The organism is Ferrovibrio sp. (genome assembly GCF_046297895.1).
GTDB lineage: Bacteria > Pseudomonadota > Alphaproteobacteria > Ferrovibrionales > Ferrovibrionaceae > Ferrovibrio.
Genome location: NZ_JBKBHC010000009.1, coordinates 88,225 through 102,045, shown reverse-complemented (window position 1 = coordinate 102,045; position 13,821 = coordinate 88,225). Strand labels below are relative to the sequence as shown.

10 protein-coding genes are annotated in these 13,821 nt (G+C 66.4%); 2 read left to right on the top strand and 8 right to left on the bottom strand.

The annotated features are described in order from the left end of the window. The first annotated feature begins 11 nt into the window (after nucleotides 1-11). A complete protein-coding gene (locus tag ACK4FK_RS16005; protein WP_409746173.1) occupies nucleotides 12-1,154 on the top strand; it encodes a DUF4340 domain-containing protein in 1,143 nt (380 codons plus the stop codon). A gap of 23 nt (nucleotides 1,155-1,177) precedes the next feature. Further along, nucleotides 1,178-3,040 (top strand): molecular chaperone HtpG, encoded by a 1,863-nt coding sequence (gene htpG / locus ACK4FK_RS16000; RefSeq protein ID WP_409746172.1) that lies wholly within the window; start codon nucleotides 1,178-1,180, stop codon nucleotides 3,038-3,040. A 9-nt stretch (nucleotides 3,041-3,049) separates the two neighbouring features. Here htpG and ACK4FK_RS15995 read toward each other — a convergent pair whose 3' ends face one another. The 8 genes from ACK4FK_RS15995 to tsaE all read right to left on the bottom strand — a co-directional run bounded on the left by ACK4FK_RS15995 (nucleotide 3,050) and on the right by tsaE (nucleotide 13,821). Then, the gene (locus ACK4FK_RS15995) at nucleotides 3,050-3,847 is read right to left on the bottom strand and encodes an NUDIX hydrolase (protein ID WP_409746171.1); all 798 of its coding nucleotides are present in this window, start codon (nucleotides 3,845-3,847) and stop codon (nucleotides 3,050-3,052) included. Between the two features lie 26 nt (nucleotides 3,848-3,873). Continuing rightward, nucleotides 3,874-4,293: a GNAT family N-acetyltransferase gene (locus ACK4FK_RS15990; RefSeq protein WP_409746298.1), complete on the bottom strand. Its 420-nt coding sequence runs from the start codon at nucleotides 4,291-4,293 to the stop codon at nucleotides 3,874-3,876. Between the two features lie 89 nt (nucleotides 4,294-4,382). After that, complete coding sequence (locus ACK4FK_RS15985; protein WP_409746170.1) at nucleotides 4,383-5,138, bottom strand: DUF1223 domain-containing protein; 756 nt, start codon at nucleotides 5,136-5,138, stop codon at nucleotides 4,383-4,385. 19 nt (nucleotides 5,139-5,157) lie between these two features. Next, a complete protein-coding gene (gene addA, locus ACK4FK_RS15980) occupies nucleotides 5,158-8,649 on the bottom strand; it encodes a double-strand break repair helicase AddA (RefSeq protein ID WP_409746169.1) in 3,492 nt (1,163 codons plus the stop codon). Beyond that, nucleotides 8,646-11,609 (bottom strand): double-strand break repair protein AddB, encoded by a 2,964-nt coding sequence (gene addB / locus ACK4FK_RS15975; protein ID WP_409746168.1) that lies wholly within the window; start codon nucleotides 11,607-11,609, stop codon nucleotides 8,646-8,648. The genes addA and addB overlap by 4 nt, the downstream gene beginning before the upstream one ends. Continuing rightward, nucleotides 11,599-12,321: a nucleotidyltransferase family protein gene (locus ACK4FK_RS15970; protein ID WP_409746167.1), complete on the bottom strand. Its 723-nt coding sequence runs from the start codon at nucleotides 12,319-12,321 to the stop codon at nucleotides 11,599-11,601. Before ACK4FK_RS15970 ends, addB begins: the two co-directional genes overlap by 11 nt. Continuing rightward, nucleotides 12,318-13,346: an aminoglycoside phosphotransferase family protein gene (locus ACK4FK_RS15965; RefSeq protein ID WP_409746166.1), complete on the bottom strand. Its 1,029-nt coding sequence runs from the start codon at nucleotides 13,344-13,346 to the stop codon at nucleotides 12,318-12,320. The genes ACK4FK_RS15970 and ACK4FK_RS15965 overlap by 4 nt, the downstream gene beginning before the upstream one ends. After that, a complete protein-coding gene (gene tsaE / locus ACK4FK_RS15960; RefSeq protein ID WP_409746165.1) occupies nucleotides 13,339-13,821 on the bottom strand; it encodes a tRNA (adenosine(37)-N6)-threonylcarbamoyltransferase complex ATPase subunit type 1 TsaE in 483 nt (160 codons plus the stop codon). Before tsaE ends, ACK4FK_RS15965 begins: the two co-directional genes overlap by 8 nt.

Sequence of the window (13,821 nt, the reverse complement as noted above, 5' to 3'; positions counted from 1 at the left end):
GGAGCATGGCGATGCAGATGCGTAACAAAACCTGGGCGATCCTGGTTGCCGCCGCCGTGGTGCTGGGCGGCGCCGGCTGGTGGCTGGCCAGCTCGCGCGACAATGCGACTGAAGCCGATTTCACGCCGAAGCCGCTGTTTCCCGGCTTGATGTCAAAGGTAAACGATGTCGCCTCGCTCGAGATCGCGACACCCAAGGCGCTGTTCCGCATCGAGCGCGGCGCCGATGCCGAGCATTGGACCATGCCGAGCCGCAACGATTATCCGGTGCGGGCCGATCTGGTGCGCAAGAACGTGCTGGGTATTGCCGGCCTGGAAACCATCGAGCCGCGGACCGACAAGCCCGCGCATTACGACCGGCTGCAGGTCTCCGAGCCCGACAAGTACCAGCCGGCCGATGAGGCCGCCAAGTCGGACCCCGGGCCGATCCTGGTGCGGTTGGTCGATCCCGACACGAAATCCATCGCCGCCGTGATCGTCGGCAAGACCAAGAGCTATCCGGTGGGCGGCAAGCCCGGCCAGGTGCATGTGCGCAAGCCCGAGGAGGCGCGCGCTTGGCTGGCCCAGGGCATCCTTGAACTGCCGGCCGATCCGGTACAATGGCTGGTGAAGGACCTGATCAAGATCGACCGCGCCCGTGTCGCCTCGGCCACCGTCACCCATCCCGATGGCAGCGTGCTGCGGGTGGTGCGCGGTCCGGACAAGACCGACGGTTCGTCGGTCGATTTCCTGCTGGCCGATCTCCCCAAGGGCATGAAGATCGCCTCGGCCTACGACGTGAATGCCGTCGCCGGCGCGCTGGCCTATCTGACCTTCGACGATGTCGCCAAGGAAAGTGACCATGATTTCTCCAAGGCCACAGTTACTGAGATCATTACGCTGGATGGCGTGAAGGTGGTGGTGAGGGCCGCTCCGGCCGAAGACGGCAAAAAGGCCTGGATCACCATCGCGGCCAGTTTCGATGCCGCCCTGGCCAAGCCAAATGCCGGCAGCAAGGACCTGCTGGCGCCGGAAGAGGCGGAGAAGCAGGTCAATGCCGCCATGCGCCGGGTGACCGGCTGGGCCTATCTGGTTTCGGAGTCAATGGCGCGCGACCTGACCCGCAAGCTGGCCGACCTGATCGAGCCGGAAAAGAAGGACGAAAAAAAGGGGTAACGCATCAGACGGGAGGCGCAGCGATGACCGACCAGACCATGCATTTCCAGGCCGAGGTGACGCGGCTTCTCCATATCGTCACCCATGCCCTATACAGCCAGAAGGAGATATTCCTTCGCGAGCTGATCTCCAATGCATCCGATGCCTGCGACAAGCTGCGCTTTGCCGCCCAGACCGATGCGGATCTGTGGGCAGGCGATGCCGAGCTGAAGGTCGTCATCGCCCCTGACAAGGCCGGTCGTAGCTTGAGCGTTGCCGATAACGGCATCGGCATGGACCGCGACGAGCTGATCGCCAATCTAGGCACCATCGCCCGCTCGGGTACCGGCGAATTCGTCTCGTCGCTCAGCGGTGATGCGGCTAGGGATATGGCGCTGATCGGTCAGTTCGGCGTCGGCTTCTATTCCGCCTTCATGGTGGCGGCGAAGGTGGAGGTGATCTCGCGCAAGGCCGGCGAGACGAAGGCGTGGCGCTGGGTCTCCGACGGCTCGGGCGAATTCAGCATCGGCGAGGCTGAACGCGAGGGCCGTGGCACCACCATCGTGCTGCATCTGCGCGACGGAGAAGACGAGTTCCTCGATCCCGCTCGCCTGCGTCAGGTCGTCAAGGCCTATTCCGACCATATCGCGCTGCCGGTGCTGCTGAAGGACAGTGACGGGACGGAGACGCTGAATGCCGCCAGCGCACTGTGGTCGCGCCAGAAATCGGAAATCAGCGAACAGCAGTACAAGGATTTCTATCACCACGTCGCGCATGCCTTCGACGATCCCTGGCTGACGCTGCATGCCCGTGCCGAGGGCAAGCTGGACTACACGCTGCTGCTGTTCGTGCCGGGCATGCGGCCGCACGATTTATTCGATCCCGCGCGGAAGTCGGCGCTGAAGCTCTATGTCCGCCGCGTCTTCATCACCGACCGCTGCGACGAACTGGTGCCGGCCTGGCTGCGCTTTCTGCGCGGCGTGGTCGACTCCGCCGACCTGCCGCTGAACGTCAGTCGCGAGATGCTGCAGCATAATCCGGTGGTGGCCAGGATCCGCCAGGCGATTACCCGGCGGGTCCTGAGTGAGCTGGAGAAGAAGGCCGGAGCGGATGAGGCCGCCTATGCCGGTTTCTGGGAGAATTTCGGCGCCGTGCTGAAGGAAGGCATCTATGAGGATGTCGAGCATCGCGCTCAGCTTCTCAAGCTGGCGCGATTCCGCTCGTCGGCGCGCGAGGGCTGGGTATCGCTGGACGATTATGTCGCGGCCATGAAAGACGGCCAGAATGCAATTTACGTGATCAACGGCGACCAGCTCGAGCAGCTCAAGCGCAGCCCGCAGCTTGAAGGCTTTCGTGCCAAGGGTGTGGAAGTGCTCTTGCTGACCGACCCGGTGGACGATTTCTGGCTGTCGGTGGTGCAGGACTATGCCGGCAAGCCGGTGAAATCGGCGACTCGTGCCGGCGCCGACCTGGATACCGTGCAGCATGCCGGCGAGATGAAGCCGGAGGATGGCGAGAAGGTCGAGGGTGCCGCACTGGGCACGCTGATCGCGGCACTGAAGCAGGTTTTGGGCGATGCAGTGAAGGATGTGCGCGAATCCAGGCGCCTGACCGACAGCGCCGTCTGCCTGGTGGCAGCCGATGGTGATCTGGACATGCATCTGGAGCGCCTGCTGCGCCTGCATCAGAAACTCGACCGGGCCAGCCCGCGCATCCTCGAGATTAACCCCGGCCATGCCCTGATCAGGGCGCTGGCGGCCCGCGCACAGCAGCCAGGCGCGGTGGATGCGCTGGCCGATGCGGCCCTGCTGCTGCTCGACCAAGCACGGCTGGCGGAAGGCGAACCGCTTGTCGATCCGGTCGGTTTCGCCCAGCGGCTGGCGCGAATGCTGGAAAAATCCCTGTAGGCTTGGGGGCTACATCCCAACCCGGCTGAGCGGCACTTCCGTCACGCCATAGCCGGCCTCGGCCGGAATGCGCAGATGCGGCTCGGAGAAGCTTTCCTTGTCCAGCACCGGCATGACGTCGACGATCGGCGTCTGCCCGGCCTGCGCCAACGCTTCGTCCACGCTGCGGGCGCGGGCCAGTTTAACAAGCTGCATGCGAGTGGCGAAAACGATGGTGCGGGTCTTGGCCTCCCAGGCGTCCAGCGCGTCCTGCGGCGCGATCCACTCCGAATCCACCGACTCGCTGCCGTCATGGGCGCCGATCTGGCCTTCCGGTGCGCGCGCCAGGAAGAACCAGGTGTCGAAACGCTTGGGCATCACCTCGGGCGTGATCCAGTGTGCGAACGGCACCATGCAGTCGAGGGCATAATCCAGGTTTTCCGTCTCGGCCAGATCACGCAGCGACTTGTCGCCGCGGTTGAGCGGTTCGCGCCAGGATTTCAGAGCGGCGGCGCGATCGGCCGATAGCAGCCGGCCATCCCCCTTGGGACGGGCGAGCAGCAGGCCGGATTCCTCGAAGGCCTCGCGGATCGCGCCGAAGGCGAACGGGGTCAGCGCGGGCTCGAAAGCGCCCGGCCGGGCGTGGCGGCCTTGCAGCACCGGATCGCTGTCGCCCCGCGCCAGCTTGCCGCCGGGGAACACCATGGCGCCAGAAGCGAAATCGATGGCGTGATGACGCTTGACCATGAATACCTCAAGGCCGGCCGCGCCATCGCGCAACATCAGAATGGTGCTGGACGGCAGCAGGGCGGTTTTCGTTTCGGTCATCGGGGATTCCTTCGCATTTCCGGTCTTCAGGCGGGGCGGCGCAGATAGAGTCGGTTCCCGCCATGGGGCAGGGCACTGAAACCGCGCCGTCGCAGCCAGGCGATGGTGTCATGATCCTCGGCGCCGCGCTGCACCTCCACAGCCTGCAAGCCAAGCTGGCGGGCATGATGGCCGGCGACATCCAGCATCCAGCCGCCCAGGCCGCGCCCGCGGGCCTCCTCCGCCACCGCGAGGCGATGGATCAGCAGGCTGTCCTGCAGGGGCAGAAACACGGCAAATCCGTCAATGGCGGTGCGCCATTCCGCCAGGAACAGGGATTGTTCAACCTGGAGGGCAAGAAAATCCAGCTTTGCCGCATCGGGCAAAGCGGCCTGCGCTATTTCAAGCAGCCGCGGCAGATCATTGCGATCGGCCAGCCGCATGCGATGTTCGATCCGCTGGATCACCGCCAAGTCGAACCCTCCCTTCCATCAGCGGCCAAGCTTCGGGCGAGGGGGCGATCCTGTCAATGATCGTCGCGGCAGGCCGGATCGGCCTAGGGCTTCAGGTCGATGGCGCCGATGATGGGGCCGTTGGAGTTGTCTTTGAGCATCTGCAGCATGACAACGGCGCCCTGCCGATTCCAGTCGGTGGCCTCCAGATCCGGCACGTCATAGCGTCCGGCCTCGCCCTTCCAGCGGCCGAAATCGTTCCACGCACGCGCCACATTCAGATAGCTGAGGGTGCGGCCGTGATTCTCGCCGCGCTCGATGGTCACGTCGTGCTTGCGGTCGTAGCGGCAGAGCAGCAATTTGGCCTCGCCCTGCCAGTTCGGCATCTCCGGCACCACGACTTGCCAGCCCTTATTTTTTGTGCGTTCGACGCGAAGCGGAACATGCTGCTGCTTGCGGGCCTTGGCCAAGGCCATCTCGATGGCTTCGCGGTTTGAACCCACGGCCTGGAACTGGCCGTCGACCACGACCTGCGGGGTATAGATCTGGCGATTGCCGATTCCGCGGGCATAATCCTTTTGCCGGACATTATGCCCCTTACGGCTCAGCGTGTCTTTCCAGCCCAGGTAATCCCAGTAATCGACATGTAGGGAAATCGGCAGCACGCCAGGCTGCTTCAGCCATTCGCTCATCAGCGCATCAGCGGGTGGACAGGAGTTGCAGCCCTGACTGGTGAACAGTTCGAGCACCACAAGCTGCGTCTGCGCTCGCGCAGGCACGGCAGTAAACGAAAGCAGCACGGCCAGCACGGCCGGCAGCCAATAGGTTCGGCCAAAGATCATGCTGGTCAAACTAGGCATTCGGCCACGCCCCGACCAGTCACGTTGCGGTGAAATTCGCCAGCCGACGGTCCAGCAGGGCCGCGGGCAGTGGCATCAGGCGCGGGGCATAGGTCCATAGCAGGGCGGCGTCCACCGGACGGTCGGGGAAAACCGCCTGCAGCAAACCGCGATACAGCGCCATCTGGTCCAGATAGGCGGGATCGACTGCCTCGGGATCCTTCGGGGGCGGCCGGTTGGTCTTGAAATCCACCACCAGCACGGCCGTATCGGTCACCAGCAGCCGGTCGATCTGGCCCGTCACCAGATGTTCGCCCAGTCGGCCGACCAGCGGTGCTTCCACCTGTGCGCCGGGTGCGAAGACCGGGGCAAATGCCGGATCGGCCAGAACGGCAAGAACCTCACGGGCGATCTCGGCCTGCGCCTGACGAGACAGGTCATGCATGGGGTGGGCAAGGTAACGCGCCGCGGACTCCACGCGCTGCGTTTCGGGCAGATCGGGCAGGGTCTGCAGCAGGCGATGGATCAGCCTGCCCCGTGCCAGGCCGGCGTGGCGATCCGGCGCGGCGGGACTGAGCGGCGGCGGTTCGGCCTTGCTCGGACGCGAGGGGCTGAGCGGCCGTGGCGGGCTCGGTTCCGGCGGCGGCGGGCGATGCAGCCAGCCCGGCTGTATGAAACGCTCGGCAGCGGCAGGGGACGGCGGCGTCTCTGCCCGCTGGTCGGGGAAGGTCTCATAGCGCAGGCCTTCATCGCCCCAGGGCAGCGCAATGGATTGCTGCGGCTGCAGTGTGGCGAAACCGGCCGCGATCAGATCGTACCAGCTTCCCTTGGGTGGGCCGCTGTCGACGGTATTGCCATTCAGGTAGCCGCAGACATAAAGCCGGTCGCGGGCCCGCGTCAGAGCCACATACAGCAGGCGGCGGTATTCCTCCATCTGCTCGGCGCGGCGGGCCTCGCGCAGGGCGGCGGTCAGTGCGATGTCGCTGTCCTTGCGCATGGGCCAATAGAGCTGCGGCACGGCCTGGGCAGCGCGTGGGCCGCCCATCACCGGCCGGCGAGGCGGCTGCGGCGCCTCGCCCCAGAGCAGGCCCTCGCCCTCCTTGTCCTGCGGTAGGTCGCAGCAATCAGGCAGGATCACCACCGGCGCTTCCAGGCCTTTGGCGCCATGCACGGTCAGCACACGCACCTCGTTGCGGCCCTGGTCGAGATCGCGCTTTATCTCGCCGGCATGGCGCGGGAACCAGTCCAGAAAACCCTGCAGGCTGGGGGCTGCCTCGCGTTCATAGGCCAGCGCGGCACTGAGGAATTCGTCGATGGGTTCGTTGGCCTGGCTGCCCAACCGCGCGATCAGCCGGCGCCGCCCGCCATCGGCGCCCAGTATAGTACCGTAGAATGCGAAGGGCGGCGTCAGGTCGGCGCGGTTGAGCCATTGCCGCAGTTCGTCGCAGGCGGCCTGCCAGTGCACCCGCTCATGGGCGCGGCGCTGCAATTCGTGCCACAGGCGTTGCTGCTGGCGGCGCCAGCATAGTGCGAAAAGATCGTCCTCGGTAAAATTGAAAAGCGGCCCCTTCAGCACCGTTGCCAGGGCGAGATCGTCCTCGGGCAGCAGGCAGAATGCCCCCAGGGCCAGTAGATCCTGCACCGCTACCTGCTCGGCCAGAATCATGCGATCGGCGCCGGCCACCGGTACGTTGACGTTCTTCAGTGCCTGCACCATGGCCTCGAAGAACACATCGCGGCGCCGCACCAGGATCATCACGTCGCCGGGCTGGATGCGCCGGCCAAGGGCGGGCAGATCCTCATCGTCGATCCAGCCTCGAATCTGCGCCGCGATGGTCTCGGCCAGCCTGACGCGCGGATCCTTCTGGCCGACATAATCCAGCGGTACATCCCAGGGCTCTTTCTGTGGCTTCGGATCCGGTTTGAACGGCGGCCAGATCTCGATGCGGCCGGCCTCGCCGGCGCGTTTTGCCTTGTGATGCAGCGGGCGATTGTCTTCCAAGACCCCGGGCTTTGCCTTGTCCTGCGCGAAGACCGCATCCACGAGTTGCAGCACGGCAGGCGTCGAGCGGAACGACATTTCCAGTTCAACCCGCCGCAACTGCTCATTCGCGGCCTCGGCGCGACGGCGGAAATCCTGCAGCATGTCGAGAAAGGCCTGCGGCCGTGCGCCCTGGAAGCTGTAGATCGATTGCTTGACGTCGCCGACGGCGAAGATGGTGCGGCGTGGGCCGTCATGCGCGCCGGCACCGCTGAAGAATTCCTCAGCCAGGGCCGCCACCACCGACCATTGATCGGGGCTGGTATCCTGGGCCTCGTCGACCAGGATATGGTCGATGCCCTGATCCAGCTTGAACATTACCCACGGCACCTGGCTGGGTTCCACCAGCAGGTCGCGGCTTTTCAGAATCAGGTCATCGTAATCCAGCAGGCCATGGGCGGTTTTAAGCGCGCCATAGGCTTCCAGCAGCCGTTCGCCCAGCCGCAGCAGCATCGATGTGGCCTCGGCGATGGCCACGGCGTTGAGCTGCTGCTGCAGGGCGATCAGCCGATCCTGTTCCTGTTTCAGGGTATCGGCGCAGGAGGGATCGGCTTTCAGCGCTGCCTTGCTGGCAAGGTTGCTGCGCGGCCCGCCATCCTTGGTGAAGAAGGGCGCCAGCCATTCCGCCTCGAAGCGTTCGGTGGGGGTATCGGCGGCCAGCCAGCCGGCCAGCGGTTCGCCCAGTTTGCGGTCATTCGTGCCACCCTGAACCAGCGCGCCCGCCGCGCGGCGCAGATCGGCCATAGCCATGCCGGCGATATGGACAACGATCATGGCCTCACGCGTGGCATCAGGCGGCAGGCCAAGCTGGGCATAGAGCGCGCCGGAAGCCGCCGCGGAACCGCCATGCGCCTGCAGCAGCAGGCCGAGGTCGCGTCGTTTGCCGAGCAGCACCCTGATCAGGTTGCCGAAACGAGTGTCGTCCACCCGCTCGGCGAAAAAGCGGATCACCGCCTGGAAATCCGGATCCTTCAGGCCATCGGCCAGCACGCGGTCGCGCGCCACCGCGAAGAGTTCCCGGGTCACGGCCTCATCGGCGACGGCGAAGCCCGGCGGCACGCCGGCTTCGACTGGGAAACGTTTCAGCAAAGCCTCGCAGAAGGCATGCACGGTCTGCAGCCGTAGACCGCCCGGCGATTCCAGCGTGCGGGCAAACAGCTTGCGCGCCGCTTCAATATCGGAATCTTCTACTGGTCGCCCCAAGAGTTTAAACAGCTCAGTCTTCAAGGTTAAATCGTCTTGCGTGCTCCATTTCCCTAACCGTTTTGTCAGGCGAATCTGCATCTCGGCGGCGGCGGCCTTGGTGAAGGTGAGGCAGAGGATGCCGCTTGGCCGTGTGCCCATCAGCAGCAGTCGAGTGACACGATCGACCAAGACAGTGGTTTTTCCTGCCCCAGCATTTGCTGCAACCCATGCAGAGAGAGAGGGGTCGGCCGCGACACGCTGCCCCATTTCATGTGCGAGCAGGTCGTTCTCGGAGTTTTCGCTCATGCGTCTTCTCCGCCGCCTTCGGCGTGCTCGGCTGTGCGGGCGAGGTGGTCGTAGTCGCCGGCATAATCGACGAATTGCGGCCGCGGCCGCGACAGGTATGGCTTGGTTGGGTCGTCGAATTCCGCCACCCAGGCCTGCAGGCGGGCCAGGGCCTCATCCGCGAGGGCGTCGGGCGGCGAAACCGGCGGGCGGCCGCCTTCGACGGGTTTGGCCTCACCCGGCGGATCGCCGCCGCCGAGCCGGATATAGACCAGTTCGGCAATCCCCGCCGGATCGAGCCCTTCGAAACCGCCATGTGTGGCGATGGCCGCTTCCAGCGCGAGCTGCGGCGACAGGCCGGTCTGCACCTGTTTGGGCGAGGGCGGACGGCCGGTCTTGTAATCCAGGATCGCCAGGCGGCCATCGGCCGCATTGCGGTCGATGCGGTCGGCCTTGGCCTTCAACGTGAAGGGGCCGCCGGGTGCGTCAAAAGCATAACTGCCCTCGCGCTCCAGCAATGCGGGATGGAATCCGGCGGCGCGGCGCTCGCGCTCATTGGTCAGGAACCAGCGCATGGCGCGCTCGAAACGGGGCCACCACAGCGCGGCGATTTCGGGGCGTTCCAGCCATGCGCCGAATTTCGTGCGACCGAGTTCGAGCAGTTCCGGCAATGCCGTCGCGTCATCCGGCAGGGTCTCGCCATGACGGGCCAGGAATGTTTCCAGCACGGCGTGGATGACGTCGCCGCGCAGCCTGGCATCGGGCGGCTGGCCTGGCGGATCAAGCCGACGCAGGCCGAGGATATAGCGGGCATAGACGGCGTAGGGGTCGCGGACCCATTTTTCGATGGCCGTGACATACAATTCGCGCGGCCGGGCCTCCAGCGGCGGAGCGGGCTTGGGCCGTTCGATGCTGATCATGGCCGCCGGCCGGTCGAGCCATTCGGCCCAGGACAGATATTGCGGAGACTGCGTTGCCGGCCAGCGCGGGTCGTCCTTCAGCATGGCATCCAGCCGCAGCAGCCAGCGCGCCGGCACGGTGGGCGTGCCATCCACCTTGGCAGCACGGGTGACGATCACGTCGCGGTTGCAGGCGGCCTGTACGAAATCCTGTGCGGTCTGCCCCAGCCGGCGTTCCGGCGCGCTGAGGCCCAGATGCTGCCGCATGGGGCGGCTTAGCCAGGGGTCTTCCCTGGCCTGGGGCGGCCAGGTGCCTTCGTTCAGGCCACCCAGGATGATGCGGTCGGCATGCTGCAGCCGTGCTTCCAGCAGGCCCCAGATGAACAGGCGCGGGTGCCGTCCGTAACGCGGGCGCACCATCTGGCCTTCCAGCAGCGCCTCAAGCAGCCGCGGCCATGCCGCCGTCGTCAGCGAGCCGAATAGCGAAGCGGCATTCAGCAGGCTGTCGATCAGGTTATGCAGGCACTCGCCATCCTCGTGCTGCCACAGCGACAGCGGTTCATCCTCACTTGCCTGCGCCAGCGCCTCGGCGGCACTCAACTGCGCCTCCAGCAGGTCGCGCAGCGCGGCTTCATCCTGCTGCATCGCGGCAACCAGCGGCGCGACGGCCGCCTGCAGCCGTGCCAGCGGCATTAGCAGTTCGGCATGTTCGGCCAGCAGTGCGGCCAATCCGGCCAGCCCCTGCCTTGGCTGGCTGCGGCGGAGAACCTTGCGCTCGATCCCTCGTGTCCAGCGCAGCACCTTCTGGCGCGGCAGTCCCAGGCGGCAGAAGGGATGCTTGAGCAGGGCGAGCAAGGCCACGTCGTCGAAATCATGCGCCACCGCCTCGGCGATCAGGCGCATGAACACGGCCGCTGGCGTCTGGGCCAGGGGACGGCCGGCGGAATCATCCACCGCGATGCCATAGCGGGCCAGTTCAGACGTCACGCGGCGGGCCAGCATGCGATCTGGGGTGATCAGGGCTGCAGTGCGGCCGGGCTGCTCCAGGGTCTCGCGCATCGCCAATGCGATGGCCTGGGCCTCCTCGCGCGGCCCAGGCGCCTCGATGCGCTGGAAATCGCGGAAGGCATCTTCGGGTATCGCATCCGATAGGCCGCGCCAGCGATGGGTTTCGCCCGGCGGCAGCAGGGCGCAAGACAGCAGGGCGGCGCGCGCATTCTCCGTGGCGGCGGCCCCATCATCCGCAGGCCATGGTTTGACCTCGCTGCGCAGCACGCCCATGGCATCGAGTAGATGCGCCAGGGCATGCTGGGGGTGGGTCGGTTCGTCGCGCGCGCCCTGCCAGGCCGCATCGTCCAGGCCGGCATCCAGCCCGGGCAGCACCACGGCACCCTGCGGCAGTCTGGCCACCAGTTTCAGCAACCGGGCGGTAGCCGGGATGGTGCCGGTAGATCCGGCGGCGATAACCGGATCGGCGGGCGGATCGCTCTGCCAATGTTCGATCCAGCGCTGGGTCAGCCGCTGACGATATTCGGCCGCATCCAGTCGGCCCTGTTCGGCCTTGATGGCCGGCCAGGCATGCCGGATCACCTGCAGGAAATCGAGTGTCTGCTGCCAGTGGCCTGCGAGTTCCAGCGGCACCAGTTCGGGCAGTCTGTCGAGGGTGGTTTCCTCGGTGGCGACCGCATCGAGCAGGTGTCCGAGTTCCTGCGCCAGCCGCAGGGCGGTGGCGGGGTCGCTCCCGGCGAGCGGAGAGGCCAGCACCAGTCGGGCCAGCAGCAGATTGCGGTCCAGCGTCGAGAAAGGCAGGGCATCCCCGTCGCCGCCAATGCCGCGCAGTTCCAGTTCATCCTCGTCGATGTCGCCGAGCGGCCGGATGCGTGGCAGCAGCAGGGCGGCGCCGTCGCCCAGGCGCAGAAACGCCTCGCTCAAGGCACGGCAGGCGCGCCGCGTCGGCAGCAGGATGGTGATGCGGGAGAGGGCGACAGGTTCTTTGCCCCAGCGCTGCAGCACGCCGGCCGCGATCAGGTCGAGAAACGGCCGGCCTGGCGCGATGGTGAAGACGGCGGGCTCAGTCGCCATGACCGTCAAGCTGAGCCTGGGCCGCCGCCAGACCTTCATGGTTGCCGACATCCAACCACAGCCCGCGATGCGCCAGGCCGTAGAGGCGGCCGGCGGCGATGGCACGATCATAGATCAGGTTGAGCGAAAACGGTCCGACCGGCGTGTCGCGGAACAGATGCGGCAGAAGAATCTGGACGCCGGTAAAAACATAGGGCGCGGTTGGCTGCTCACGGCGGCGTGCCAGCCGGCCATCGGCGCCCATCACGAAATCGCCGGGTCCGGCATGGCCGATGGCCTGCTCGCGTGGCTGCAGCAGCAGCAGGGCATCCATCCGTGCCGGATCGAAAGCCTGCGCCAGGCGCAGCAGGGCCGGTTCGGCTTGGTCCCGCCAGATCAGGTCCGCATTGACGGCGAAGAACGGTTTCCCATCCAGCAGGGGCAAGGCCTTGGCGATGCCACCGCCGGTTTCCAGCAGCAGATCGCTCTCATCCGAGATCGCGATGGCGATGTCGTGGCGCTGCGCCAGGTGGTCGCGGATCTGTCCGCCCAGCCAGTGGATGTTGACCACGGCGCGCCGTACGCCGGCTTCGACCAGTCTGTCGAGGCAGCGGTCGAGCAGGCTGCGGCCTGCCACCGGGATCAGGGGCTTGGGCATGCGATCGGTCAGCGGCCGCAGCCGGGTGCCGAAACCGGCGGCCAGAACCATCGCGGTTTCCGGCACGGCGATCATGAGGCGCGGCTGAGGGCCGGTAGGCCGGGCAGGGGACTGGCGCGCAGCGCGGCCGGTACGGTCGCGTCGACCCATCGCCGCAGGTCGCCAAGCGCGGGATGGGCCAGATCGCGTTCGACCAGGCGCCACATCCGCGGCATGAAGGCCTGGTAATGCGGCTTGCCATCGCGTTTCCACAGCCGCGTGAAGATGCCGATGATGCGCAGGTTGCGTTGTGCGCCCAGGATGGCGCAGGCGCGACGGAAGCCGGCATCATCGCTGCCGCTGCCGGCTATATAGCGCCGCAGCATGGCCTCGGCCAGTTTGGGAGCTACATCGCGGCGGGCATCCTCGATCAGCGAGACAAGATCGTAGGCCGGGTGGCCGGCCACGGCATCCTGAAAATCGAGCAGGCCGACGCAGGCGGCGCCGGCGCGCTGCGGCAGCCAGATCAGGTTCTCGGCATGAAAATCGCGCAGCACCAGAATGCGCGGCGGCAGGCAGACCTCCGGGGCCAATGCCCGCCACAGGGCCAGGAACTCGCGCCGCAGCGCCTCGGGCGTCTCGCCGCCGGTCAGCGCCGGCAGGTACCAGTCGGTGAACAGGCCAAGCTCGTCGATCAGCCGCGCCTCATCGTAGGGTGCCAGATCGGCGGGCGCGGCATGGCGGTGCAGGTCGAGCAGGAAGTCGATCGCAGCTTCATACAGCGGCAATTCGGCGTGGCCCTGACGGATCAGGCTGGCATAGAGGTCGTCGCCCAGATCCTCCAGTAGCAGAAAGCCATGCTCGGGATCTTCGGCCATGATGCGCGGCGCGCTGTAGCCGTGCTGTAGTAGCAGTCGGGCGATCCTGAGGAAGGGGCGCACATCTTCCTGCGGCGGCGGCGCGTCCATAAGCACGGCCGCGCGACCATCCAGATGCAGGCGCTCGTATTTGCGGAAGGAGGCGTCGCCGGCCAGCTTCGCCCGGCTGGCCGCGCTCCAGCCGGTACGGGCCAAGAAATCACGGGCCAGGACATCGCGGGTCGGCACGGAAGAGTCAGACATGGGCGGAAACCGGCAGCGGGGCAAGGCGGGCCGTCCATGACGCATCACCGATCAGGTCGGCGCGGCGGGCGGCCGGGGTTGAATCGAGCGGTGCGAGCCGCAGGGTGAGGGCGCCGGCCGGCGGGTGCTGGCCGAGCCGCTCGGGCCATTCGATCAGCACGATGCCATCCTGCAGGGCCTCGTCGAGGCCAAGCTCGTCCAGTTCGCGCGGATCGGCGATGCGGTAAAGGTCGAAATGCCACAGGGTCGCCTGCGGAGCGTCATAGGTCAGCACGATGTTGAAGCTTGGGCTTGGAACTTCCATGCCCTGGCCGCAGAGGCTGCGGATCAGGGCGCGGGCGAAACTGGTCTTGCCTGCGCCCAGCGGCCCTTCTAGCAGCAGCGCGTCGCCCGGGCGCAGTAGCGGCGCCAGGCCTGCGGCCAACGCGGCGGTGGCCGCCTCGTCAGGCAGCGTCAGACTGCGAATCACGGGCAT

Bases quoted from the DNA above. Each gene is read 5' to 3' on its own strand.
- ACK4FK_RS16005 (WP_409746173.1), top strand. From the start codon at position 12: ATGCAGATGCGTAACAAAACCTGGGCGATCCTGGTTGCCGCCGCCGTG.
- htpG (WP_409746172.1), top strand. From the start codon at position 1,178: ATGACCGACCAGACCATGCATTTCCAGGCCGAGGTGACGCGGCTTCTC.
- ACK4FK_RS15995 (WP_409746171.1), bottom strand. From the start codon at position 3,847: ATGACCGAAACGAAAACCGCCCTGCTGCCGTCCAGCACCATTCTGATG.
- ACK4FK_RS15985 (WP_409746170.1), bottom strand. From the start codon at position 5,138: ATGCCTAGTTTGACCAGCATGATCTTTGGCCGAACCTATTGGCTGCCG.
- addA (WP_409746169.1), bottom strand. From the start codon at position 8,649: ATGAGCGAAAACTCCGAGAACGACCTGCTCGCACATGAAATGGGGCAG.
- addB (WP_409746168.1), bottom strand. From the start codon at position 11,609: ATGGCGACTGAGCCCGCCGTCTTCACCATCGCGCCAGGCCGGCCGTTT.
- ACK4FK_RS15970 (WP_409746167.1), bottom strand. From the start codon at position 12,321: ATGATCGCCGTGCCGGAAACCGCGATGGTTCTGGCCGCCGGTTTCGGC.
- ACK4FK_RS15965 (WP_409746166.1), bottom strand. From the start codon at position 13,346: ATGTCTGACTCTTCCGTGCCGACCCGCGATGTCCTGGCCCGTGATTTC.
- tsaE (WP_409746165.1), bottom strand. From the start codon at position 13,821: ATGCCCGTGATTCGCAGTCTGACGCTGCCTGACGAGGCGGCCACCGCC.